The sequence below is a fragment of the Cronobacter sp. 153480017-3 genome (assembly GCF_053627815.1).
In genome coordinates this window covers 44,478-69,504 of the sequence record NZ_JBSEYN010000008.1, presented here as the reverse complement: position 1 = coordinate 69,504, position 25,027 = coordinate 44,478, and the positions used below count along the sequence as shown (strand labels likewise).

Sequence of the window (25,027 nt, the reverse complement as noted above, 5' to 3'; positions counted from 1 at the left end):
TCTGCCTGGGAGGTACAACGGATTACAGATTGTCCCGACCCTGGCGGCATACGTGAACAATCATAGACCATTACCGGAGAAGTGCCGGGACGCGCGGCGGGGCGTGTCAGAAGAAGAGGTATCCGCGCCGCGTGCGAAACGGCGCAGGAGGAGAAATTATGCGGCCGCGAGGCGCGCGCACTGCTGGCGCATGCCGTTAAAAATAACATCGGCCAGAGAGGCGGGGAAATCCACCGGGAGCGCGTCGGCCACGCGCGCGATCACCGCAGGCGCGCTGGCTGTCAGCGCATCAATCATGTCGTTGACCTGCGCCGCCGACAGCCCGGCAAGCTCGCCCTGGCGCAGCCAGTGACGGCGGCGGATCTGGCTCAGATGGTAATAGTTACTGCCGCCGCGCACCGCCATCGCCAGCTTGCACTTCTGCCACGCAATCTGGTTATTACCCGGCCCAATGACCGGCCAGGCGGAAAGGACGTCATAGAGCGGCGTCAGGTGGTAGCGGTTGCCGGGCAGATGCGCAATGCTGAAATTTTTGGCGTGGCCGTCGGTCGCGGCGAGGATCCAGAAGATAATCTGCGCGCGGAAGAAATTCGCGCGATCCGCCTGCGCATTTTCTGAACGGCTCAGAACCGTCATGATATCGCCGATGCCCGGCCCGCCGTCGGCCTGATATTTGCGCAGCGGCGAGACGCCCAGCGCCTGGCACATATCCTCCTGCGGCAGACGCAGCCACCACCGGCCATCACCGGACAGACGCCGGTCGAAGCGCTCGACAATCAGCACTTTTTGCTCTTCGAACTGCGCCATCTGCGTGTGCGCGACCGGAATATCCCAGGCCGCCAGCAGCTGCGCGCAGAGCCATTCGTTTTCAATGGAGGTGCGCATATCCGCCTGCATGTTGCCCACCAGCCCCAGCGGCAGTTTGAAAATATGCGTGGTGGGCGTGTTGCCCTCCGGCAGGCACCACTGGTCTTCGTGCCACAGCAGCGCGGTTTTCTCCTGCGCGCCCGCAATGGAGAGCCGCAGCTCCTCTTCGCCGCCATGCTGTCCGGGGAACGCCTCTGCGGTGTGGCGCAGCATCGCGGCAATATCCACTGTGGAGAGTGGACGGGCGCGGATGGTAAAAAGCCCCTCCGGCGCTTCACCGGCAGGCAGCAGCTGGATGGCCCCCACGCAGTCGCGCCCCAGCTCCGCCAGCAGATCGAACGGCTCCAGGCTCTGCGCCCGGTAGCGCATCGCCAGCCGCCGCCGGATGTTTTCGCTGTCCGGCAGCAGGTTGTCGAAATAATCGCGCACCCGCGCGCCGCGGTATGACTGATTACCGGGCGTGAACGGCAGCGACAGCGACAGCGGCCGCCCCTGCGGATCGGCAATCCATTCCGGCAGATAGGTCAGCCGGTCTTCGCCGTTGTGTTTATCCCAGTAACCAACCGGCAGGCCGTTCATCCAGAGCGCTAAACGCGACGTGCGGCGCATGATTACCACGCCTCGCGGTGGGCAGGCGAATCGTCACGCGCGGGCGCGTCAGCTTCTGCCGCCTGCGTTTCGCATAGCGTCATCTCAATGCCCAGCACGTTAAAGACGCGGAACAGGCGCTCAATGCTGGCCGTCTCGGGGTTCGCCTCCAGCCGCGCATAGGTTTGCTGCGTGACGCCAAGCCGCGCCGAAACCTCTTTCTGGGTCAGCCCCTGTTTTTTACGAAAGCCCACCAGCAGCGGGCGCAGCTGGCTGAGCGTTTTCAGTGGATACCGGGTGTTCATCTTGCTGGTCGCACCTTCAGATACATACGATAAGCTGTATTCTCTATTTTACACCCTTCAGGCTGTAGCATGCAATTACAGCGTAAAGGGTGTTAAACGCAGAATACAGCCTGAACGCTGTAAAACGGCATTATACGTGGCTTTTACCGCGCGACCAGTACGCCATAAAACACGCACGGGCGGGATCGAGCTGGCGCTCACGCGTCAGGTAGTGACGCAGCCGTTTCACCGCGCCGGATTCCGCGGCCACCCAGGCGCGAAACGCCCCTGCCCCGCCAGCACGCTGCCAGATGAGCGTTTCTTCGTCGTCATCTTCGGTCACCTGCGCCGACACCTGCCCGCTTACGGGTAACGTCGCGGCGTCTTTCACCGCTTCCAGCAGGCGCTCGCCATGCGCCGCGTTTTCATCACGCGCCAGCCAGTGAATATCGGCAAAGGGGTAACGCAGCGGCTGGATATCCTGCGCCAGCGGCACTTCCAGAAACGCCTGGACGCGCGGCGGCGCAGGCTGGCGCGCGAGCTGTTCAAGGATGCCGAGCGCGGCGGGCAGCGCGGTTTCATCGGCCACCAGCAGCGCCTGGCGAAGGGCGTCGTCAGTGCTCCATTCATAGCCGCCGCTGTCGCCAGGGAAATCACGATCCGGCGCGACGACTTGCAGCGTATCGCCTGGTGCTGCGTTCATCGCCCAGCGCGACGCCGGGCCGTTGTCGCCATGAAGGACGAACTCGACATCCAGCTCGCACGCCGCTCTGCGCAGCGCGCGCAGCGTGTAGGTACGCATAAAAGGCCGCCGCTCGCGCGGCAGCGCCAGATAATCCTGATACCAGCTGTCGCTCACCGGCAGCCGGGCGGTGTTGCCGTCGGGTCTGGCGAACATCAGTTTGATGCGCTGATCGGGCGCTTCATGTTTCATGTGCGCCACGTCCGGGCCGGTAAATACGCAGCGCAGCAGCGAAGGGGTGACAGCAATGCGACGGCGCAGCGTCACGTTAAAAATGCGGTAACTGGCGGTCATACGGTGGGCTCCTGCGGCGCGGCGTGACGCCAGACGCCGATGCTTAACAGTAAAAACAGCGCGGCAGTGATAAAAGCGGCGGCAATCAGCATGTGCTCGCCAAACCAGAGAGAAATTACCGGCACCAGCAGGGCGCTGGCACCGTAGCCGAGCGTGTGGCTGGTGGCGATAACGCCCGCGCCTTTGCCGGTGGTGAGACGGTCATTCAGCAACACCTGATAGCCAGGCGTCGCCATCGCCGCGCCGAAAGAGGTCACGGCGATACCGGCGTAAAAGGCAATAAGCCCCGGCAGGATCATCAACAGCAGACCGGCGGCCATCAGTACCGCCGCCGCCAGCAGCAGCGCGCGCGGCTGAAGGCGCTGTGGACGCACCACCACGAACTGCGCCAGCAGCGTACTCGCCGCCGCCAGGCTTAACAGCAGCGCCACGTGATGGCTGACGGCACGGAGATCGCCATGAAACAGCGACCTCAGATGCGGCGACAGGCCGAGCTGCATCAGGCTGATCGCGGCGGCCAGCAGTAACGCGAGCAAAAGGAAAGGCAGCATATCCGCACGCAGGCGCGCCGACTGGTGCGCCACGGGCGCGAGCGGCGGATCGTTATGCTGGCGCGCCACCAGCAGCAGCGCGATAAAGGGCGCGAGCGCCATCAGCCAGAGCGGCATCTGCGGGTGAACGCTTAACGCGGCGGCGGCCAGCGGCGGGCCGATAAGACGCCCGCAGCTCAGCCCGGAACTGATGGAAGCAAGCGCCGCGAGGCGGTGCTCCATGCCCGCCCGCTGCATGGCCCACGTCTGCGCGGCGGGCACCATGCCGGAAACCGTCAGACCGTAAAGCGCGCGGGAGACAATCAGCCCGGCAAGCCCTGAGGCAGCGCCGACCACACCGCGCGCCATCCCCCAGACCACCAGCGCCATCACGGCGAAACTCAGCAGATAGCCGCCGAGCGCCGCCACGACCACAAATTTACAGCCACGCACTTCCGTCTGGCGTCCCCACCAGGGCGATCCGGGCAGAAACAGCATCGAGCCGAACATTAGCAGGCCGGCCCAGACGGAGAGCGACAGTCCCGTCATCTGCACCAGTTGGGGTAACACCACCAGCAAACCATTCTGCCCGATCCCGAGCAGACCCGCGCACAGCGCCAGCGGCCAGAGCGATTGTCCTGTGCGGCGGGCGTGTACAGCGTGAGAAGAAGCATCCATAAGCAGGTAAATATATTGTCAATAAAGATGAGGGAATTATGAAATTAATGAAAACAAATATTGCAAAAATAGTTGCCACTGTAAATAGAATCCCTATCATAACGATAATCATTATCAACAAAGGATGTGTTTGTTATGGTTTCCCTGCCCCGCCCTGCCGCGACAGATGTCGCGGCTCAGTGTTTTCTTAACGCGCTGCTGCGTGAAACCCGGGACTGGCAACTGATCCCCGGCGCATTACCGCAGGAGCCGGCGCAGATCCATTTACCGCTCTCTGAGACGCAGGCAATCCGTATTACGCTGCGCTACTTCTCTCCGACGCAACATCATCAGTATCTGTTTCCGGCAATGCTGGTGGCAAGCGATAACGATAGCTGCGAAGCCGTTGATTTCACGCAGCTTGTCGACCTCATTCTGGCGAAGCCCTCTGTTAAAGGCGAACTGACCGATGACGTACTGGCCCGTTTTGCGCGCCGCGTTCAGGAGAGCCACCGCCATACCTGGCAGGCGATTGAACTGCGTCACGACTGGGCCACGCTTCGCGCGCAGCCGCTCAACTTTGCAGAGGCAGAACAGGCGCTGCTGGTCGGGCATGCGTTTCACCCGGCACCGAAATCGCACGAGCCGTTTAATGAGACCGAAGCCCGCCGCTATCTGCCCGATTTCGCGCCGCGCTTTCCGCTGCGCTGGTTTGCGGTGAATAAGGCGTATGTGGCGGGCGAGAGCCTGGGATTAGATCTGCGCACGCGTCTGCTGCGTTTCGCGGCCCAGAGCGCGCCTGCGCTGCTTGAGCTCTTTACCGATACCCGCTGGCTGGTACCGATGCACCCGTGGCAGGCCGAGTATCTGCTCGCGCAACCGTGGTGCCAGGCGCTGGTGGAGAAGGGCGAGCTTACCGATCTGGGCGAAGCGGGCGCGCCGTGGCTGCCGACCAGTTCATCGCGTTCGCTTTACAGCGAAACCAATAACGACATGATCAAATTCTCGCTCAGCGTGCGCCTCACCAACTCGGTGCGCACGCTGTCGGTAAAAGAAGTGAAACGCGGCATGCGTCTGGCGCGGATGGCGCAGACTCCCCGCTGGCAGGCGTTGCAGGCGCGCTACCCGACGATGCGCGTGATGCAGGAAGATGGCTGGGTGGGCCTGCGCGATGCGCAGGGGACTATTCAGGAAGAGAGCCTGATGGCGCTGCGCGTCAACCTGCTGTTCGACACGCCAGAAACCCAGACCAACGTGCTGGTGAGCCTGACCCAGGCCGCGCCGGACGGCGGCGACAGCCTGCTGGCCAGCGCGGTGCGCCGCCTCAGTGAACGCCTCAGCCTACCGCTCGCACAGGCGGCGCGCTGCTGGGTGCAGGCGTACTGCGAACGCATTCTGCTGCCGCTTTTCAGCGCCGAAGCCGATTACGGGCTGGTGCTGCTGGCGCATCAGCAAAATATTCTGGTGGAGATGCAGCAGGATCTGCCGGTCGGCCTGATTTATCGCGACTGTCAGGGCAGCGGGTTCACCGATGGCGCGCTGCTGTGGCTTGCGGAGGCCGGCGAGCCGGATGCGGAAAACCGCTTCAGCGAAGCCCAGCTGCTGCGCTACTTCCCGTATTACCTGCTGGTGAACTCCACGCTGGCGGTAACCGCCGCCCTCGGTGCCGCCGGGTTTGAGAGCGAAGAAAAGCTGATGGCGCTGGTGCGTGACGCGCTCGCGCAACTGCGCGCCACCGCGCGCGACACCCGCTGTCTCGATTATATGCTGGAGAGCCGCCACTGGAACTGCAAGGGCAACTTCTTCTGCTATCTGCACGATCACAACGAAAACACCATCGCCGACCCGGCGGTCATCTACTTTAACTTCGACAATCCGTTTGCAGGGAGCACGCATGATGCCTGAAGCGCACATTGTTCATGACGGTTACGGTTTCCGCTGCGCGACGCTCAATCTGGCGCTACCGCTGGCCCTCGGGCTTGACGGCAGCGCCGTACTGCATCATCCGGGCGTAATGCCGGAAGGGTGGCTCACTGCCGCGCTCGATCAGCTTTTTGTCGCGGCGCCTGCCCTCACGGGCATTACGCTGCCGTGGGCGCAGTGGCGCGATGAACCGCAGGCGCAGGCGCTGTTTGACGCCGTACAGTGCGATTATCTGGCGCGCGACACGTTCTGGCAGCTGCCGCTGTGGCTGCGCGGCGAACGCATCGCCGCACGTGCGGGAATACAGTTTGACGAGACGCGCCAGCTCGCGTTTCCGGCGCGTCCGCCACGCCCGCAAGGCGAGGTCTATCGCCGCTACGATCCGCAAATCAAACGCATGCTCACTTTCCGCGTGGCGGATGTGGCGCTGGATGCGGAGCGCTTTACCCGCTGGATGAACGCGCCGCGCGTGAATGCCTTCTGGGAGATGGCCGGGCCACAGGCGGAGCAGGAGAATTACCTGCGTAAGCAGCTCGACGCCACCTGCTGCTACCCGCTGATCGGCTGCTTCGACGACGAACCTTTCGGCTATTTTGAAATTTACTGGGCAGCGGAAGACCGTATCGGCCGCCACTACCGCTGGCAGCCGTTCGATCGCGGGCTGCATATGCTGGTGGGCGAAGAGCAGTGGCGCGGCGCGCAGTACATCCGCAGCTGGCTGCGCGGGCTCAGCCACTATCTGTGGCTGGACGAGCCGCGCACGCAGCGTCTGGTGGCGGAACCGCGCTTTGATAACCAGCGCCTGTTTCGTCATCTGCCGGTCGCCGGTTTTGAGACCGTGAAAGAGTTCGACTTTCCGCACAAGCGCTCGCGGCTGGTGATGAGCCAGCGCAGCCGTTTCTTCAGCGAGGTGGGATTATGACCACAGCGTTGTGGGAGCGCGTGAACCGCGACATGGTGGCGAAAATGCTCGCCGAGCTGGAGTATGAGCGCACGCTGACGGCGCAGGAAACGCAGGCCAACCGCTGGACGATGGCGCTCGGCGATGAGACCTGGACGTTTGACGCGAAGCGCGGCATCTGGGGCTGGCTGCATATCAACCCGGCGACGCTCGCGAACGAGAGCGGCAACGCCATTGAGGCCGAAAGCGCCCTGCGCCAGCTGGCCGTGGTACTGAAGATGAGCGACGCGCAGACGGCGGAGCATCTCGAAGATCTCTACGCGACGCTCAGGGGCGATATGCAGTTGCTGGACGCGCGCAAGGAACTTAACGCCGACGCGCTCATTGATATGGATCCGGATGAACTGCAGTGCCTGATGTCAGGGCATCCGAAATTTATCTTTAACAAAGGGCGTCGCGGCTGGGGGCTGGATGCGCTGAAGGCTTACGCGCCGGAATACCGTGGCCGTTTTCGCCTGCACTGGGTGGCGGTCCGCCGTGACCTGATGGTCTGGAGCAGCGACGCCGACTGCGACATCAATAACCTGCTGGCAAGCGCGATGGACGACAGCGAACGCCAGCGTTTTACCCGTTACTGGCAGGCGCTCACTCTGGATGACCACTGGCTGCCGGTGCCGCTGCATCCGTGGCAGTGGCAGCAGAAAATCGCCCTGCATTTCCTGCCGCAGCTGGCGCGTGGTGAAATTATCGATCTCGGCGTGTTTGGCGATGAATACATCGCCCAGCAGTCGCTGCGCACGCTGACCAACGTCAGTCGCCGCTCGGCGTTCGATATCAAACTGCCGCTCACCATTTACAACACCTCCTGCTATCGCGGCATTCCCGGCAAATACATCGCCGCCGGGCCGCTCGCCTCGCGCTGGCTACAACAGCAGTTCGCCGCTGATAAAACGCTGCTGGCGCTGGGCGCGCAGATCCTCGGCGAGCCTGCGGCAGGTTACGTGACGCACACCGGTTACGCCGCGCTGAAAACCGCGCCCTATCGCTATCAGGAGATGTTTGGCGTCATCTGGCGCGAAAACCCGTCCTGCTGGCTGCGCCCCGGCGAACAGGCCGTGCTGATGGCCGCGCTGATGGAAACCGACAACGCGGGACGCCCGCTGGTTGACGCGTGGATCGCCCGCTCTGGCCTGAGCGCTGAAGCGTGGCTTGCACAGCTCTTCCGCGTGGTTGTTATTCCGTTTTATCACCTGCTGTGCCGCTACGGCGTGGCGCTGATCGCCCACGGTCAGAACGTGACGCTGGTGATGAAAGACCATGTGCCGCAGCGCATTCTGCTGAAGGATTTCCAGGGCGATATGCGTCTTGTGGATGAAACGTTCCCGGAGATGGAGAGCCTGCCGGAGCCGGTCAAAGCCGTCACGGCGCGCCTTTCTGCTGATTACATTATTCACGATCTACAGACCGGGCATTTTGTTACGGTGCTGCGTTTCGTCTCGCGCCTGACTGAACAGTGCGGCGTCAGCGAAACCCGGTTCTATCGCCTGCTCGCGGACGTGCTGCAGGACTATATGGACGCGCACCCGGAGATGGCGGCGCGCTTCGCGCTGTTTGATCTCTTTAAACCGCAGATCATTCGCGTGGTGCTCAACCCGGTCAAACTCACTTTCTCAGAGCATGACGGCGGCAGCCGCATGTTGCCCAATTACCTCACCGACCTTGATAACCCGCTGTATCTGGTCACCAGGGAGACCGCATCATGAAAACGTACGATTTCATCGGCATTGGCATCGGCCCGTTCAATCTCAGCATCGCCGCGCTCGCCGAAGGGCTTGACGGCTTCAGCTCGCTGTTCCTTGAACGCAAACCGCATTTCTCCTGGCATCCGGGAATGATGGTGCCGGACTGCCATATGCAGACCAGTTTCCTGAAAGATCTGGTCAGCGCGGTGGAGCCAACCAACCGTTACAGTTTTCTGAACTACCTGGTGCAGCGTAAAAAGTTTTACCGTTTCCTGACCACCGAACAGCGCACGGTGTCCCGCGAAGAGTTCGCCGATTACCTCTGCTGGGCGGCGGATAACCTGAGCAATCTGTCGTTCAGTCAGCAGGTGCAGCAGGTGAGTTTTAACGAGGCCAGCGGGCTGTTTGAAGTGGTGACCCAGCGCGATCGTTTCTTCGCACGCCACGTCTGCATGGGCATCGGCAAACAGATTAACCTGCCCGACTGTGTGCCGGCGCAGAACGACAGTTGCTTCCACGCCAGCGAAATGATGCTGCGCACGCCGTCGCTTGCCGGTAAGCGGGTGACGGTTGTTGGCGGTGGCCAGAGCGGTGCCGATCTGTTCCTGAATATTTTCCGCGGTGAGTGGGGCCAGCCTGCGGCGCTGAACTGGGTGTCGCGCCGCAACAACTACAACGCGCTCGATGAAGCCGCGTTCGCGAACGAATATTTCACGCCGGAATACCTTGAGAGCTTTGCCACGCTTGATGAGAAAACGCGCTGCGATCTGCTCGCCGAGCAGAAGATGACGTCTGACGGCGTGACCTGCGAATCGCTGCTCGCTATCTACCGAGCCATGTACCATCGCTTTGAAGTGCTGCGCGAAAAACCCTGGGCGCAGCTGCTGCCGTCGCGCTCGGTCACTCGCGTGACGCCACAGGCGCAGGGCCAGCGTCTGTCGCTGCGCCATCATCTGGACGGCGGCCAGGAAACGCTGGATACCGATGTGGTGATTTTCGCGACCGGCTATCGCCCTGCCCGTCCGGCGTTCCTCGCCCCGCTGGCGCATCGTCTGGAGCTGGACGAACGCGAAGGCTTCCGGGTTAATACCGATTTCACGCTGGCGTGGAACGGCCCCGGCGCAAACCATCTTTTTGCCGTCAATGCCGGGATGCACAGCCTCGGCATTGCGGAACCCCAGCTCAGCCTGATGGCCTGGCGGGCCGCGCGCATTCTTAATGTCGCGCATCCTGACATGCCGTTTGAACTGAGCACCACCCCTGGCGTGATCCAGTGGCTTTCCCGGCCAGAAACGGTCACCCGCCAGGTTTCTCAACCTGTAAACAGCACTGACTACTAACAGACTCACAGGAACACCATAACAATGAAGCGTCATCATCTTTGGGTATTGAATCCTTGTTTACTTGCCATGATTTCTGCCTCCGCCTGGGGGGCACCGCAGAAAGAAGAGACGCTGGTGGTTGCCGCCAGCCGTACCGGACACAGCGCGGTGGATATGGCACAGACCACGTGGGTTATCGAACAGGCTGACATTGAACAGCAGGTTCAGGGCGGTAAAGAGTTAAAAGAAGTGCTGGCACAGCTGATCCCCGGCATGGATGTCAGCAGTCAGGGGCGCACCAATTACGGCATGAACATGCGTGGCCGCTCCATGATGGTGATGGTCGACGGCGTGCGTCTGAACTCCTCACGCAGCGACAGCCGCCAGCTGGATTCCATCGATCCGTTTAACATTGAGCGCATCGAAGTTATCTCCGGTGCGACCTCGCTGTACGGCGGTGGCAGCACCGGCGGTCTTATCAATATCGTGACCAAAAAAGGCCAGCCGGAGACGCAGGTTGAGTTCCAGACCGGGATGAAAACCGGCTTTAACAGCCATAACGATCATGACGAAAATATGGCGGCAGCGGTGAGCGGCGGCAATGACAATGCTTCCGGGCGTCTGTCCGTCGCCTATCAGCGCTACGGCGGCTGGTACGACGGTAACGGTGATGAATCCATTATCGATAACACCCAGACCGGCCTTCAGTATTCTGACCGTCTGGACGTGATGGGCACCGGCACGCTGAATATTGATGATCACCAGCAGCTGCAGCTCACCACGCAATACTACAAAAGCCAGTCCGACGGTAAACACGGGCTGTTCCTCGGCGAGAATTTCTCAGCGGTTACCGGCAACGGCACCGCCTACAACAAAGGTAATCTGGATTCAGACCGTCTGCCCGGCACTGAACGCCACCTGATTAATCTCCAGTATTCAAATTCTGATGCCTGGGGCCAGGATCTGGTCGCGCAGATTTACTACCGCGATGAGAGCCTGACCTATTACCCGTTCCCGACGCTGAACGGCGATAAAACGCGGGTAACCAGCATTGGTGCCTCACAGCAGAAAACGGATTTCTGGGGCGGCAAACTCACAGTCAACAGCAAGCCGCTGGATTCCCTTTCTCTGACCTATGGTGTGGATGCCGAGCATGAAACCTTTAATGCCAACCAGCAGTTTTTCGATCTGAATAAAGCGGCCGCCAGCGGCGGCATGAAGCTTGATAACGCGTATAACGTCGGGCGCTACCCGGATTACAGCATTACGAACCTGGCTCCGTTCCTGCAGGCAAGTTATGACATCGATGCGATCACGTTAAGCGGCGGTGTGCGCTATCAGTACACCGAGAATAAGGTCGATGATTTTGTCGGTTATACCCAGCAGCAGGGCATCGCCACCGGTAAAGCGACGTCTGCGGATGCCGTGCCGGGCGGCAAAACGGATTACAACAATCTGCTCTTTAACGCCGGTATTCTCGGCCACCTGAGTGAACGTCAGCAGCTGTGGTTTAACTTCTCGCAGGGGTTCGAACTGCCGGATCTCGCCAAATATTACGGCTCCGGCACCTATCGTCTTGAGAATGGCCACTACCGTTTGCTCAAAAGCGTTAACGTAAATGACTCGCGTCTGGACGGTATTAAAGTCGACAGCTATGAACTCGGCTGGCGTTACACCGGCGATAATCTGCGTACCCAACTCGCGGCGTACTACTCGGTTTCTGACAAGACCATCAACATTAACAAGACTGACATGACCATCACCCTCGATGACGACAAACGTCGTATCTATGGTGTGGAAGGTCAGGTGGATTACTTCTTCAGCGACAGCGACTGGAGCACCGGCGCGAACTTTAACGCCATCAAATCAGAAACCCGTGTGGACGGCGACTGGAAAAAGCTGACGGTCGACAGCGCCAGCCCGTCTAAAGTCAGCGCCTGGGTTAACTGGGCACCGGATAACTGGACCCTGCGCCTGCAGAGCACCCAGACGTTCGATGTGTCTGATGATGCCGGTAAGAAAATCGACGGCTATAACACGATGGACTTTATCGGCACCTATGCACTTCCGGTCGGTAAAATCGCGTTCAGTGTCGAAAACCTGCTGGATAAGGATTACACCACCGTCTGGGGTCAGCGCGCGCCAGGATTGTACAGTCCGACTTATGGCTCACCGGATCTCTATACCTACAAAGGCCGCGGTCGTACGTTTGGCCTGAATTACTCCGTTCTTTTCTGATTGCCGCCACATAACACAGGCCGCCTGAGCGCGGCCTTTTTTATTGCCGCTTTCTGAAGATGTCTCGCAAAAACGCGCTCGCCGGCAGGGCTCACCGTAGTGGTTATTGATTTCCGTTCTTTCCGTGTTGTGTGATTTAGCTTTTGGCTGATAACTCTTCCCAAACTACCTGAAATGATCTTCTTTTCCCGTCATTTGGGCTTTTCTGCCTTCGCCGTCCGCTGAAATTTCTGGCAGGAAAGGCGTCATAAGCATGGCGATTTCACCGTGAAATAATTCATAAATACCATTTAAAATCAAACACTTAACATCATAACCAGCGTGGCGAAATGCGTGAAATTTCAGTACGCGCGCCAGCAGCAGACGGTAAAACATCCACTGTAGAGAGCAGGCGAACAAGTCAGAGGCGATGCTGTGGAATAAAGAAAGGCGAGGCGAATAGTGGCGATTTCACCGTGAAATCCGTTCAGGAAAAAACGGTATTTCAGGGAGTTAACGGTGAAATCACCATGGCGAGCACGCCGCCAGCTCAGGAGAGATGTTTCTTCAGAACGCTTTCAATGGCCCGGTCGAGCTCATCCTGTACGTCACGCGACAGGCGGTTGAATTCGTAGCTGAAGAGTCGTCCTTTAGTGCGCTTACGGGCGAAACGGTCTTTATCAGAGAAACGCCAGAGCGGGGAAATAACCGCTTTGTCTTTCGGGCCCGGTGACGTGAGCAGCTCCCCTTCACGCGCGATAATGCGCATGATGCGGTTCTTCACTTCATCTTCCGCCAGATCGGTGTCTGACAGCACGATATCCACTTCACTGGCAATGGAATCGGTCAGTGTTTTCAGTGCGATGTCATTTTTCAGCAGCGTTTCTTCGACAGCGCTCAGCGTTTTATAGTCGCTGAATGTCAGCTCGGACTGCACCGGGAAGAAGGCCAGCAATTCAGCACAGACCGACGCCGCCTGCAACGCACGGGTGACTTTTGCCTGCGACAGCCCTTCCTGCTCGGCTATCTCTTTCTGACTGAGACCTGCGTTTTTCAGCGCCATCAGCCGCAATCCGATTTCACGGATGTTGTGCTCTTTTGCCGTCTGGATATCTTTGGCGAGCTTGCGCGCCTCTTCTGACGTCAGCGCCGCTTCCGTCACCAGTACAGTCAGACCAGTATGACAGATGAGTGCCGCTGCACGACGGCGGGAGCCGTCCAGAATTTCAATACGGTCACCGGCTTTCACGCCAATCGCCGGGAAGAACTGCTGGAATTTCAGCGTGCGGGTGATATCGCGCAGCGATTCCGGCGTCAGCGCTGACTGCTCGCGCCCGTTGGTTTCCTGACGAACAAACGTTTTTTCCGCCACATCTGCAGGCGCGACGCTTTCCAGCCGGAAGGTGGCTTTACGCCCGGAACTGAGTACAAACACTGACGTGAAAGTTTCAGCGTCCGTGCTCTCTTTAAACGGGGAGTGGGTGAGTGTACGGCCAATCGTGACTCTTTTTGTGCTCATAGTATTCTCAGCTCATACGAATAAATTCAATGCGGTCAAAAACCGCTTTGGCGAAATCTTCAGCCGCGGCACGCGCATTTTTCAGCGCCTCGCTGCTGCCGATGTAAGTGGCGGGGTTTGCGGAAATCACCGTATCAAATGACTCTCCGCAGCGCTCAAAGCCGTCCAGGCGGGGCAGGGCGACATCCAGCATATCGCCGCCGAAAATCTCTTTGGCGAGGCTGTGACAGAGCTTGTGATCTGCCTTATTGAGCAGCTTCGACATAAAGCCGATGTTTTTCTGCAGTCTCACCCGACAGCCGGACTCTTCGATCAGCGCGATGAGCTCCGGCAGACGCGTCAGGTATTTGAGCGTCGAGTGGAAATCTACCTGCGCAGGTGGCACCGGTGTAAACAGAACGTCCGAGGCGGCAATCGCGTTCATCAGGAACGCATCCAGATGCGGGCCGCTGTCGACAAAAATAAAATCGTAGTCTCTGGCAATCTTATCGATGATGTTCTGGCGCAGGACACCATAAATACTGGTGCCCGGCAGATGCTCCGCACAGAGCTCTTCCCAGCGCGAGGCGATAAAGGCGTCTTCAATCGAAGCCGGCATCACGTCCACGCCCGGCACAATCGACGGCACAATGAACTCTTCCAGCAACTCTTCGCGAGACACATTCTGCAGCATGGCCTGCGCGCTGGTGGTATCGACCGTGCCCACGGCGCGGGTGTGATTAAGGAACATGGTCGCGGAAGACTGCGGATCGAGATCGATCACCAGAATGCGCAGATCTTCAAACAGCAGGTGAGGATGCACACGGAGCGCATGGGCAAGGGAAACCGTGGAAACCGTTTTGGAGACGCCGCCTTTCAGATTACCAACAAAAATGGTGAACGCTTCATCATGACGGTCGCGGTATTTAGGCACGCCACGGTGATGGTAGAGATCGATAATATTCTGAACGGACATCGCATACTTGGTGGAAGAGCCCGCCGCGCGTTTATCAAAGACGTATCCGTTTGCTTCCATCTCACTGACGGCGTAATCAACGCTGGCGCGGGTCAGTCGCGGAAGTTTGGCCAGTGCCGCTTTGGCGTAGACCTGATAGAAGGTGTTTTCCTGAAGCTCATCTTTCTGATGCTGGATCTGCTCGGTCAGCCCGAGAAGCATTCTTTCTGAACGTTCGGCAACTTTCGTTAACTGCTGCTCATTATCCATCATAACACTCACTGTATGCAGGATTTATTAATTTAAACGAAAATACAGCATAAAAGTCAGGTGGTAAACATAAATGTTGTACTTGTGTGCGCGTGTTCAAATCGCTGACGTCATAAGAGGTTAGTGCCAGAATCAGCAGCGCTCACCGCAAAAACGAACGTGCGTCAGCCGTTCGTTTGAGGAAGCGCAAAAGAGCGGAGGTTAAATGGGGCGTGGGATGCATATGACCTGATTTTATCCACAGGCCAGATCTAAGTTTTCGATCCAGATAAGATCCCTTATATGATCCTTAAAGATCCCTTTTCTGAATTTCTTAATACGATCAGAAGGTTGCGGCAGTTTCTAACCACTATAGCGAGCAGAACATCCACTGAAGCGAGCCGGATAACCACTGTAGCGAGGAGAGTAACGGCTGAAGAGAGTGCCTGGCATCCACTGTAGCGAGTAAAACGCAGGACTTTTCCATGACGGCCCTCTCTTTATAACTGACTGTATTAAAAAGGGTTTCACCTTCTTCTTGTCAAGTTACTCCTGCGCATCAACATGTTTATTCACAGCGTCAGTACGTCTTTTATGTCTGGCTGCGGGTGACTGTAACAGACTGACATGCTCCTGTATGCGTTCGGGCTATCCACTATAGCGAGTAAATGACTGGATCCTGTCACGCTATCAACTAAAACAACCACTACGGAGAGTAAATAACCACTGTAGTGAGCAAACATCCACTGTGGAGAGTAAACAGCGCGGATAAGCATGTGACATATCCACTATGGTGAGTGATACTCTCACTGGCGAAGATAATAACCACTATGGTGAGTAAGCACCGGCATTCAGGACAGGAGACCCCGCACGTGGCTGATGAAGAGAACATCAATATCAACGATGCCTTCAGTGAACTGGATCGTAAAACCGGCGAAGTGGTCACGCTGATGCCGAACCGTAACAACACGGTACAGCCGGTCGCGCTGATGCGCCTTGGCCTGTTTGTCCCGACGCTGAAATCCACCGCCCGTGGCCGTAAAGGCCAGATGTCCTCGATGGATGTGACAGAAGAGCTGAAACAGCTCTCGCTCGTTAAATCCGAAGGCTACGAAAATATCAAAATCACCGGTGCCCGCCTGGACATGGATAACGACTTCAAAACCTGGGTCGGGATCATCCATGCTTTCGCCAAATACAACGTGCTTGGCGACAGCGTGACGCTGCCGTTTGTGGAGTTCGTGAAGCTGTGTGGTATTCCTTCGGCGCGTTCGTCGGCAAAGCTGCGTAAACGTCTTGATGCCTCGCTGACCCGTATCGCCACTAATACCATCTCCTTCAGCAATAAAGAAGGGGAGTATTACGTCACGCACCTGGTGCAGTCCGCCAAGTACAGTGCCAAAAAGGATGAAGTGACGCTGCAGGCCGATCCGAAAATCTTTGAGCTGTACCAGTTCGATAAAAAAGTTCTGCTGCAGCTGCGGGCCATAAATGAGCTTTCGCGTAAGGAATCTGCTCAGGCGCTGTATACGTTTATTGAGAGCCTGCCGCCTAACCCGGCGCCGGTCTCGCTTGCACGTCTGCGCGCGCGCCTGAATCTCACCTCCCGCACCATCACGCAGAACTCCACCGTGCGTAAGGCGATGGAGCAGCTCAAGGAGATTGGCTATCTCGATTACACCGAGATCAAGCGCGGGCGGGTAGTCTACTTTCATATCCACTACAGAAGGCCAAAACTTCGCCCACAAAGCCTGCCAGGCGCGCTGCCTGTCGGTGATGAGTTGCCGGTAGAAAACAGCGCTGTACCGGAGGAGCAGGGCGAGATGGTAATGCTGACCAAAGAAGAACTGGCGCTGCTGGAAAAAATCCGTAAAGGCCAGATCTGAATATCCACTGTAGTGAGTACGGCATGTGGAGGTTTTACTCTTATGCTCGCTACAGTGGATTTTGCTATCTATAGTGGATGTTACTCTCCTTAGTGGATGTTTCATGCCTGCATACTCTCTACAGTGGATACAAAGCTCATGTGCCACATTGGATCCTGAAACACCGTGAATGGTCTGGCGATTTCAGCGTGAAACTCTGATTCTTAATTCTGTAAAAACAGCGAGTTAGAGGTAAAAGAGCGTGGCGAGTGATTACCTTCATAATTTTCCGCGAGTCTTCTGTCTTTTCCATAACGGAAACAGGGTGCCTTTACCGTTTTAGCATGGCGGTCTGTGACCGGAACCGCTTTTTTGCAGGGAATGACGTTATGAACCTTCTCCTTATCCGTCATGCTGAAACAGAATGGAACCGCGGCGGGCTCATTCAGGGGCATCATGACAGCGCGCTGACGGCGCGTGGCTTGCAGGAAACCACAGCGCTCCTGACTGCTCTGGCGCACGAATTCCCCTCTGTTGACGCGGTGTACACATCTCCCGCGGGCCGCGCGCGCCATATGGGTGACGCCACCGCGAGCCATTTTCGCTGCTCACTCTCTGTTGAGCCTCTATTACGTGAGCAGGCGTTTGGTGATTACGAAGGCCTGTCGCGGGTGCAGTTGCAGCGTGATTACCCTCTCAGCGCAGAAGCGCTGTTTTCAACCGATGCGTTATTTACGCCGCCCGGCGGTGAATCGCTCGCGTATGCCGCGCAGCGTCTGCTGACTTTTATCCAGAATGAGCTTGCAGCAACCTCATACGCAACCTGCTGCGTCGTGACGCACGGGCATATCCTTCAGGGCGCGCTGGCTGTTCTTAAAGAAGGCGTGCCGGATAACTTCCCGCGCTATGCGCAGCCGAATGCGAGCTATACGCTTTTAAGGGGCGTTCCCGGCCGCTGCGACGTCATTCAGTGGGGCATCGCGACCCATCTGCGACACCTGTCACAAACGTAAAAAACCTTCCCGTCCTTAAGTCTTCCTTAAGATTAATCCTATAACTTCACTCTGGATCCTGCCCCTGTCGGGCCGTACCGGAGCACACTTTATGCAAAACAATACCTCTGCGCTCAGCAAAGTTCCTGCCGTCACCGCCGCGTTCTGGCTGACGAAAATCGCCGCGACCACGCTGGGTGAAACCGGCGGCGACGCGGTCACGATGTCGATGGATCTCGGTTATCTCACCGGCACGCTCATCTTCGCGGCGATCTTCCTCGCGGCGGTGTTCGTGCAAATCCGCCATCACAGCTTTAATAAGTGGATCTACTGGTTCACGGTGGTCGCCACCACGACGGTCGGCACCACGCTTGCGGATTTCGCCGACCGCTCATTAGGTATCGGTTATCTCGGCGGTACGGTGCTGTTGAGTAGTCTGCTGGTGCTTTCGCTTCTGGTCTGGCGGGTAACATGCGGCACCATTGCCGTGGATTCGGTAAACAGCGTGCGTACCGAAAGCTTCTACTGGGTGACGATTATGTTCTCCCAGACGCTCGGCACGGCGCTCGGCGACTGGACCGCAGACAGCGAAGGCTTCGGTTATGACGGCGGCATCCTGCTGTTCGTCGGCGCACTGGCGGTTATCTGGCTGGCGAGCCGCTTTACCTCGATTTCGCGCACCGTGTTGTTCTGGGCCGCGTTTATCCTCACCCGACCGCTCGGCGCGGTGGTGGGCGATTTCCTCGATAAACCCATCACCAAAGGCGGCCTTGAGCTCAGCCGTTACGGCGCATCCCTTACACTGATTGGTCTTATCCTGGTCTGCCTGTGGGTGTTCCCGCATCGAGCGGCGCTGAAAAAACGCGCGCCGGTATTTTGAATTTTTCCTTCTCACCCGCGGTACCCGCCGCGGGTTCTCCTCTCTGCATTTCCCTTCATAACGGTTGCCCTGTGCCGTACACTGTCTGTTAGTACACACGCAGGGAGCTTGCATGACACATTACTGGTGGAAAGATTTACACGATCGTAGCGACGCCTGGCTGGGGCTTGCGCTGACGGTAAAGGGCGAAACGCCCTCAGGCCTGGCGCTGGAGATGCTGAGCGGACATCACGGACGCATGGCGTTGCAGCTGCGCGGCGAAACGCTTTTCTGGGCCTCAATGCTGAAAGACTATTCCGGCGTCTGGCTCGTTACCAACCGTGAACATCCCGATCAACTCAATCTGCTGCCGCCGGTGCGCTCCGAAGACATTGAAGCCATAAAACGTAAGGGCGACGCCGCCTGGACGGGCGAGTGGTGCCGCTATTTCGCGCGGCAATTGATGGATTCTCCCGCGCCGCTGCTGGCGCCGCGCGACTGGCTGTTGCGCCCGATGCTGCCCGCAAAACGCCAGTCGTCATACCTGCGCAACACCACGCCCGACATCGACCAGTGGTATTTCAAAACGCCCCCCAGCGCAGGCGACTGGGGTGTGGACTGGGCGCTTTACGGCGAAGATTTTCGCTCGCTCACTGATCCGGAGCACGTCCGGCTGGTGGACTGGTGGTGGGGCGGTCATCTGCTGATGGGCCGTTATCCGGTTGATCCGTACGCCGGGCGTCTTAAGTGGTGGCGTAAAAAATGCCGCGAGGGCGCGCTGCCGCCGGTGCTTGTCTGGTATGTCGCCGGGCTGGCGTCTTATATCGTGCTGGATGGCCATTATCGCCTGCACGCCGCGATGGAAGAAGGCATCCCGCCGTCATTCCTGGTGCTGAGCGAATATGCCGAGCGGGAGTTCCCGGCGGACGAGGCGCAGCGCGAGCGGGTGCAGCGGGCGCTGGCGTTACAGCAGGCGAACAATCCGGGCTGCAATATTGATGGCATTAATCAGACGTTAATTAATCTGTGGGACCGGCGTTACCTTTACGCCGAAACGCACAGCCGCGCCACGCTAGGCAACGGCGAAGGCTGGGCGCGTGAGGTCACGGCTTACCTGCGGCGCCATGGGCAGACGACGTATCTTGAGAATGTCCTTAACGGCACGGAAAACCCGGTCGACGACGCCGGGTGAAGGCTTACAAAGCGCGCCACTCGTCGCGAGCCAGAGTGTACAGCAGGCTCGGCGGCGCGTTATCGACATCATGGATCTCACGCACGTAGCGCAATCCTGCGTGCGTCAGCACTTTGCGAGACGCCAGATGATTGCTGCGCACTACCGCAGAGACTGCCTCAAGCGCCAGATCTTCAAACCCATAGCGAACGGCGAAGCGGGCGAACTCTGTCGCCAGCCCCTGTCCCCACGCCTGCGTCGCAAAACGGTAACCGAGATTATTCATTTCCATGTCCGCATAGCGGCGGATGCTCAGCCCGCCAAAACCGATGGTCTCATCGGGCGCGGTGGTTAACGCGATGCGCCAGTTCCTAAAACCATAAGCCTGCCAGTGCGTCAGCCAGCGATCCATCACACCTTCCGCGTGCGCGCGGTTGGGGTACGGCCCCGCCGGGTTAAAGATATTGGTCGCCGGAGAGCCGTAAATCCGGAATAAATCGTCCACATCTGTCTCTGTGACCGGCCGCAGCCGCAGACGCGCCGTCTCTGCAAACATACGTATTTCCTCAAAATTGCGCCGCCTCTGTTATAGCGCAGATGCGGATACAGAACGACTCACCGTCTGGTCATAAGGAAAAAGATAACGCCTAAGGAGAGTTGACCAGTCGAATAATCCGCCGGTCTGGTTTTCTGGAGATTTTTCGGCGGCTCGTGTTAAGTGACTGAACGGCCTTCAAAAAATAGTTTATGGTTAAAGTGTAAAGATATATCGGGCGAAGCAGGGACGGGCCGCTACCGGTTCCCTGTCATCATGCGTGTCGCCTCGCGACCACGACGAAAGGAGTAGTAATGCGTGCGGAAGTTACCCTGCCTGTCGGGCAGCAGAACAGGAATATTTTTCGGCTGGCGACGGCCCAGGCGCTCGCGGGCGCAAATTCGGTGGTGTTTTACGCGACCGGGGCGATTGTCGGTGACGTGATGGCACCCGATAAGGCGCTGGCGACGCTGCCGCTGACGATTTTCGTTGTCGGGATGGCTGCGCTGATCCTGCCTTTTGGCGCGCTTGCCCGCCGTTATGGCCGCCGCGCGGCGTTTATGGCAGGTACCAGTACGGGCGTGCTGACCGGGCTGACCGCAGCCTTTGCTGTGGTGACCGGCTCCTTCTGGCTCTTTTGCATCGCCGGGTTTATGAGTGGCGCGTATGCCGCCGTCGCGGTGTCATTTCGCTTCGCGGCCACCGATGGCGTGGCGCGCGAACGGCGGGCGAGGGCGCTGTCGCTGGTGATGGGCGGCGGCGTGGCGGCAGGCATTGTCGGCCCGATGCTGGTCAACGGTACGATGGATCTCTGGCCGCCCTATACCTTTGCCGCCACATACCTTGCGCAGGCGCTGGTGGCGGCGGTGTCCGCGGTGGTGCTCTGGGGCGTCAAAGCGCCCGATCCGGTCGCGCCGGAACATCAGGTACGCGGACGACCGCTTCGTGACATCGTGCGCCAGCCGGGCTTCAGCCGCACCGTATTCAGCGGCGCGGTGGCGTATATGGTGATGAACTTTCTGATGACCGCCACGCCGCTGTCGATGCATATGCATGGTCTTTCATTACAGGATGCGAATCTGGGCATTCAGTGGCATGTCATTACGATGTACGCGCCGGGTTTCTTTACCGGCAAGCTGATTACCCGTTTTGGTGCCACGCGCATCGCCGCACTGGGGCTTGCAATCTCGGCGCTTTCTGTCGCGGCGGGCCTTGCCGGAACGGCGGTCGGGCATTACTGGCTGTTGCTCATTTTGCTGGGTGTTGGCTGGAATTTCGGTTTTACCGGCGCGTCGGCCCAAATCCTTGACTATCACCGCCCGGAGGAGAAAAACCGTGTGCAGTCGCTGAATGATTTTGTGGTATTTGGCGTGATGATCGTGGGCTCGTTTTCTTCTGGTGCCCTGCTGACGCTGGTTGGCTGGAACGCCGTGCTGTGGTGCTCGCTGGTGCCGCTGGTCGTCGCCATGATAGCGCTGCTGGCTGAAAAGCGGCGAGCGGCGGCGTCATTAAACCGTTATTAGCCTATATTGCGCCAGGCGATCGGCGCTGGCGCAATATAACATCACGCGATTTTATTAGCCCGCGAATAATAAAGCCACAAAATAAAATGAAACGCCTGAAGCGTAGCGGTAGCGGGTAAGCGCTATAAGCAAATTCTTTACAGGCAGAAATATTGCAAACTTACTACTATCGTCAGCTATTCTAAAAACTTGAGAGATTTTTTGCCGAACCTGCCATATTTCAGAGTCATCTGCAGCGTCGGTTGAATACCTATATCTACAGGGATATTCTTTACGCGCATTTTTAATGTGCGTAAAAATTTAATGGATTAATATATGAATAAGAAACTTATTGTCGTGGCGATGATAGCTGCTTCCGGCTCGGCGAATGCCGCTTCTTCTGTAACACTGATGCCGGATTTTTCTGCGCAAAGCGTGGCTGTCTCCACATCACTGGGGATGCTGGCAGGGGAGTCGAAAGAATTTGTATATGACTCCAGTACAGGTCGTAAAATCAGTCAGCTGAACTGGAAAATTAAAAATAATCTCATCCTTAAAGGCGATGTTTCCTGGGATGCATGGCCTTTCCTGACCCTGAATGCGCGCGGCTGGACAACCCTGAGTTCTGGTAACGGGCATATGGAAGATTATGACTGGCAAAAAGAAGATCAGTCTCACTGGACCGATCGTTCGCGCCATCCTGATACCGATCTGAATTATGCCAATGAATATGATTTAAACCTGAAAGGCTGGGTACTGAAAGGGGATGATTATAAAGTCGGCGTTATGGCCGGTTATCAACAAACCCGTTTCAGCTGGACCGCCTATGGCGGCTCCTTTAACTATGCGAATGGCAATGATGTTGGCAGCTTCCCGAACGGTGCCCGCGGTATCGGTTACCAGCAGAAATACAGCATGCCGTATATTGGCCTGACCGGTCAGTATCGTTATCAGGACTTTGAAGTGAACGCGCAGTTTAAATTCAGCGACTGGGTGACCGCGAAGGATAACGACGAGCATTATATGCGCGATCTGACGTTCCGTGAAAAAGCTAACGACTCCCGTTACTATGGCCTCGCCGTTGATGCCGGTTATTATGTGCTCCCGAATACGAAACTTTTCGCTGAGTTCAGCTATAACCGCTATGAGGAAGGGAAAAGCGGTACGCAGATGATTAATAACGCGACCGGAACGTCTTTTTCGGATAATGGCGATGCCGCCGGCCTGCAAAACAAAAACTATACAATTACCGCAGGTCTTCAGTACCGTTTCTGATGCCGTTAAAAAACCCGCTGCCGGCGGGTTTTTTTCACACATAACCTGTACCGATAACCTCGTCAACATTTCTTAATCCCTTTCCTCGTGGCTGTTCCCCGCTAAAACTGCACGCTTCTGAAGAATATCCTCAATCGATATGTGGATCAGAAAGCGAACTTCCATCATGCTATATTTCGTCAGGCGACTGGCGCTGGCGAAAGGCGATTTTTCTGCCGACAATACTTATTTCAAAAGGATCCATTGAGATGAAACTGAGCGCGCTGTTTATCGCCTCTCTGCTCATGGCGGGCTATGTCTGTGCCGGCCAGGCTGTTCCCGTGGCGCTGAAAGATGGCCCGAACACGCTGGATATCAATCAGGATGGCGCGAACGATCTGATTTTCAGCGCCACCTATGACAATAATACCTCCCACCCCAGCAGCACGCTGACGGTTTATATTCAGAAAGACCACGCCTGGCTGATTGTTCCGGTGCCGGATGACGATGGCTTTACGTGGAGCGATTTTCGGCTTTCCGCCTCAACCACGAAAATCAGCGGCTATGAACCGTATCAGGTTAATCATATTTTTTATCTGGTCCGGGCGGTGAAAATGGCAGAGTCTTCAGAAAGTACTGATTTAACCGATGCCACGAAAGTGAAGTTCACGCGCTACCGGATAGCCAGTAATACCGCCGATCCGGGCGTCGCGGCCTTTTTCTGGCAGCCGTCCGGCAGTTACGTGACGGACGCCGCTTACAGCGATGTGGACGAGGCTTTTCGCACACTGAATATGGATAAATTTCTTTGAAGCGGCGGGCGGCGCTGGCCATGCTCCTCATCAGTACGAACAGTATGGCGCAGCAGGCCGCGCCTTATCGTGCGCTGCTACAGCAGGCGCTCAACGCCCGGTCGCTGTGTCTTGGCGAAACGGCCTGGCCGGTAACAAGCCGCGCGGGCGCTGATGCCTGGCTGCACGCCCGGATGGCAGCGCTGGTGGATGCCGGGCTTGTCGTGAGCAGGCGCGAAGGCTCTCAAAAAACCTGGGCGCTGACGCCCAAAGGGCGCGCGGAATTTCACCGGCATCATGATTTCTGCTACGGAAAAATGCGCGTCAAAATGCTGGAGGTTAAGCCGCAGCGCGATGGCATCCAGGCGACCTTCACGTATGATATTCCAGCGCTGCCGCAATGGGCTAAGACGCCCGCTCTGCGTATGGCGGATTCAGAGCTGGATAATCTCATCAGCGGTATCGATAAGGTGCATTATCAGGCCATTTTTATTCGCGGGGATAATGGCAAATTCCGGCTCGACCGCGGGCCAGAACCGCTGGATTTACTTTACTGATCGCATAACACGTACTGCACCCGAGACCCGACATGACCCGGACACAACGGCTTTTAGAACTGCTCCAGCTTTTGCGATCCCACCGTTACCCGGTGACGGCGATGACGCTCGCGGAACGGCTTAATATCAGCGTGCGCAGTATTTATCGCGATATCGAGACGCTGAAAATGCAGGGTGTGGATATCGAAGGCAGCGCGGGGATTGGTTATGTCCTGCAATCCGATTACCACCTACCGCCGCTGATGTTTGATGCGCATGAAGTTGACGCGCTGATACTCGGCCTGCACTGGGTGATGCGCCATACCGACCCGCAACTGGAAGCCGCGGCCCGTAACGCGGTGGCGAAAATTCACGCCATTCTTCCGGAGAATCTCGCGCAGCAGATAAATTCCCCGTCGCTGATGGTGGCACCGACCGGCAATGAAGGTAGCCTTCGGTTTCTGACGGATATTCGCAGCGCAATCCATCAGCGCAGAAAGCTTGAGCTGGTCTATACCGATAAAGACGGCACGGCGTCATCGCGTCTCGTGTGGCCGATTGCGCTGGGTTTTTTTGACGCGGTCAGGGTACTGGCGTGCTGGTGCGAGCTGCGCCAGGCGTTCCGCCATTTTCGTATCGACCGGATGCAACAGGTGGCCATTAGTGAGCAGTTGTGTCCGCAATCGCGCTATAAATTGCTGAAAGAGTGGAAGAGCGCGGAAGGGATTGAGCAGGCAAAAACCTACTGACAAA

At 57.7% G+C, this 25,027-nt stretch carries 22 protein-coding genes; 14 read left to right on the top strand and 8 right to left on the bottom strand.

The window, feature by feature from the left end; all coding sequences use genetic code 11:
* Window positions 1-156: 156 nt before the first annotated feature.
* The 4 genes from ACUW6V_RS17305 to ACUW6V_RS17290 all read right to left on the bottom strand — a co-directional run bounded on the left by ACUW6V_RS17305 (window position 157) and on the right by ACUW6V_RS17290 (window position 3,983).
* Window positions 157-1,476, bottom strand: a complete 1,320-nt coding sequence (locus ACUW6V_RS17305) for a type II toxin-antitoxin system HipA family toxin (protein ID WP_454038689.1) — start codon at window positions 1,474-1,476, stop codon at window positions 157-159.
* A gap of 2 nt (window positions 1,477-1,478) precedes the next feature.
* Complete coding sequence (locus ACUW6V_RS17300) at window positions 1,479-1,760, bottom strand: helix-turn-helix domain-containing protein (protein WP_097650170.1); 282 nt, start codon at window positions 1,758-1,760, stop codon at window positions 1,479-1,481.
* Window positions 1,761-1,890: 130 nt separating this feature from the next.
* The gene (locus ACUW6V_RS17295) at window positions 1,891-2,775 is read right to left on the bottom strand and encodes a siderophore-interacting protein (RefSeq protein WP_454038688.1); all 885 of its coding nucleotides are present in this window, start codon (window positions 2,773-2,775) and stop codon (window positions 1,891-1,893) included.
* On the bottom strand, window positions 2,772-3,983 hold the full coding sequence (locus tag ACUW6V_RS17290; protein ID WP_454038687.1) for an MFS transporter: 1,212 nt from the start codon (window positions 3,981-3,983) through the stop codon (window positions 2,772-2,774). The genes ACUW6V_RS17295 and ACUW6V_RS17290 overlap by 4 nt, the downstream gene beginning before the upstream one ends.
* Before the next feature lie 135 nt (window positions 3,984-4,118).
* On the opposite strand from ACUW6V_RS17290, the gene ACUW6V_RS17285 reads away from it, so the two are divergent.
* The 5 genes from ACUW6V_RS17285 to ACUW6V_RS17265 are packed head-to-tail and all read left to right on the top strand — an operon-like array spanning window position 4,119 to window position 12,088.
* A complete protein-coding gene (locus ACUW6V_RS17285) occupies window positions 4,119-5,867 on the top strand; it encodes an IucA/IucC family protein (protein WP_454038686.1) in 1,749 nt (582 codons plus the stop codon).
* Complete coding sequence (locus tag ACUW6V_RS17280; RefSeq protein ID WP_454038718.1) at window positions 5,860-6,807, top strand: GNAT family N-acetyltransferase; 948 nt, start codon at window positions 5,860-5,862, stop codon at window positions 6,805-6,807. Before ACUW6V_RS17285 ends, ACUW6V_RS17280 begins: the two co-directional genes overlap by 8 nt.
* Window positions 6,804-8,549, top strand: a complete 1,746-nt coding sequence (iucC, locus tag ACUW6V_RS17275) for an aerobactin synthase IucC (protein ID WP_454038685.1) — start codon at window positions 6,804-6,806, stop codon at window positions 8,547-8,549. The genes ACUW6V_RS17280 and iucC overlap by 4 nt, the downstream gene beginning before the upstream one ends.
* On the top strand, window positions 8,546-9,868 hold the full coding sequence (locus ACUW6V_RS17270) for a lysine N(6)-hydroxylase/L-ornithine N(5)-oxygenase family protein (RefSeq protein ID WP_454038684.1): 1,323 nt from the start codon (window positions 8,546-8,548) through the stop codon (window positions 9,866-9,868). The genes iucC and ACUW6V_RS17270 overlap by 4 nt, the downstream gene beginning before the upstream one ends.
* Before the next feature lie 24 nt (window positions 9,869-9,892).
* Window positions 9,893-12,088, top strand: a complete 2,196-nt coding sequence (locus ACUW6V_RS17265) for a TonB-dependent siderophore receptor (protein ID WP_454038683.1) — start codon at window positions 9,893-9,895, stop codon at window positions 12,086-12,088.
* A 165-nt stretch (window positions 12,089-12,253) separates the two neighbouring features.
* Here ACUW6V_RS17265 and ACUW6V_RS17260 read toward each other — a convergent pair whose 3' ends face one another.
* The 3 genes from ACUW6V_RS17260 to ACUW6V_RS17250 form a co-directional block, all read right to left on the bottom strand.
* The gene (locus tag ACUW6V_RS17260; protein WP_097650174.1) at window positions 12,254-12,463 is read right to left on the bottom strand and encodes a hypothetical protein; all 210 of its coding nucleotides are present in this window, start codon (window positions 12,461-12,463) and stop codon (window positions 12,254-12,256) included.
* Between the two features lie 154 nt (window positions 12,464-12,617).
* On the bottom strand, window positions 12,618-13,586 hold the full coding sequence (locus tag ACUW6V_RS17255) for a ParB family protein (protein ID WP_105568488.1): 969 nt from the start codon (window positions 13,584-13,586) through the stop codon (window positions 12,618-12,620).
* A 7-nt stretch (window positions 13,587-13,593) separates the two neighbouring features.
* A complete protein-coding gene (locus ACUW6V_RS17250; protein ID WP_007887690.1) occupies window positions 13,594-14,790 on the bottom strand; it encodes an AAA family ATPase in 1,197 nt (398 codons plus the stop codon).
* Between the two features lie 851 nt (window positions 14,791-15,641).
* On the opposite strand from ACUW6V_RS17250, the gene ACUW6V_RS17245 reads away from it, so the two are divergent.
* The 4 genes from ACUW6V_RS17245 (at window position 15,642) to ACUW6V_RS17230 (ending at window position 19,677) form a co-directional block, all read left to right on the top strand.
* Entirely contained in the window at window positions 15,642-16,655 is a 1,014-nt protein-coding gene (locus tag ACUW6V_RS17245) for a RepB family plasmid replication initiator protein (protein ID WP_454038682.1), read from the top strand.
* 368 nt (window positions 16,656-17,023) lie between these two features.
* Window positions 17,024-17,647, top strand: coding sequence for a histidine phosphatase family protein (locus ACUW6V_RS17240; protein WP_454038681.1), 624 nt, complete (start codon window positions 17,024-17,026; stop codon window positions 17,645-17,647).
* Window positions 17,648-17,738: 91 nt separating this feature from the next.
* On the top strand, window positions 17,739-18,506 hold the full coding sequence (locus ACUW6V_RS17235) for a COG4705 family protein (RefSeq protein WP_454038680.1): 768 nt from the start codon (window positions 17,739-17,741) through the stop codon (window positions 18,504-18,506).
* Between the two features lie 112 nt (window positions 18,507-18,618).
* Complete coding sequence (locus tag ACUW6V_RS17230; protein WP_454038679.1) at window positions 18,619-19,677, top strand: ParB/Srx family N-terminal domain-containing protein; 1,059 nt, start codon at window positions 18,619-18,621, stop codon at window positions 19,675-19,677.
* A gap of 4 nt (window positions 19,678-19,681) precedes the next feature.
* Here ACUW6V_RS17230 and ACUW6V_RS17225 read toward each other — a convergent pair whose 3' ends face one another.
* The gene (locus ACUW6V_RS17225) at window positions 19,682-20,212 is read right to left on the bottom strand and encodes a GNAT family N-acetyltransferase (protein WP_454038678.1); all 531 of its coding nucleotides are present in this window, start codon (window positions 20,210-20,212) and stop codon (window positions 19,682-19,684) included.
* A 293-nt stretch (window positions 20,213-20,505) separates the two neighbouring features.
* Here ACUW6V_RS17225 and ACUW6V_RS17220 point away from each other — a divergent pair, with 293 nt between their 5' ends.
* From ACUW6V_RS17220 to ACUW6V_RS17200, 5 genes are all read left to right on the top strand, one after another.
* Entirely contained in the window at window positions 20,506-21,714 is a 1,209-nt protein-coding gene (locus ACUW6V_RS17220; RefSeq protein WP_105622975.1) for an MFS transporter, read from the top strand.
* A gap of 315 nt (window positions 21,715-22,029) precedes the next feature.
* Window positions 22,030-22,968: an omptin family outer membrane protease Cpa gene (cpa, locus tag ACUW6V_RS17215; protein WP_032989735.1), complete on the top strand. Its 939-nt coding sequence runs from the start codon at window positions 22,030-22,032 to the stop codon at window positions 22,966-22,968.
* 248 nt (window positions 22,969-23,216) lie between these two features.
* Window positions 23,217-23,759 (top strand): carbapenem self-resistance protein CarG family protein, encoded by a 543-nt coding sequence (locus tag ACUW6V_RS17210; protein ID WP_011998928.1) that lies wholly within the window; start codon window positions 23,217-23,219, stop codon window positions 23,757-23,759.
* Window positions 23,756-24,295 carry a CpmK protein gene (locus ACUW6V_RS17205; protein ID WP_181035588.1) on the top strand — a complete coding sequence of 180 codons (540 nt, stop codon included), beginning with the start codon at window positions 23,756-23,758 and terminating at the stop codon, window positions 24,293-24,295. The genes ACUW6V_RS17210 and ACUW6V_RS17205 overlap by 4 nt, the downstream gene beginning before the upstream one ends.
* A gap of 32 nt (window positions 24,296-24,327) precedes the next feature.
* Window positions 24,328-25,023, top strand: a complete 696-nt coding sequence (locus tag ACUW6V_RS17200; RefSeq protein ID WP_097566395.1) for a helix-turn-helix transcriptional regulator — start codon at window positions 24,328-24,330, stop codon at window positions 25,021-25,023.
* The last annotated feature ends 4 nt before the right edge of the window (window positions 25,024-25,027 follow it).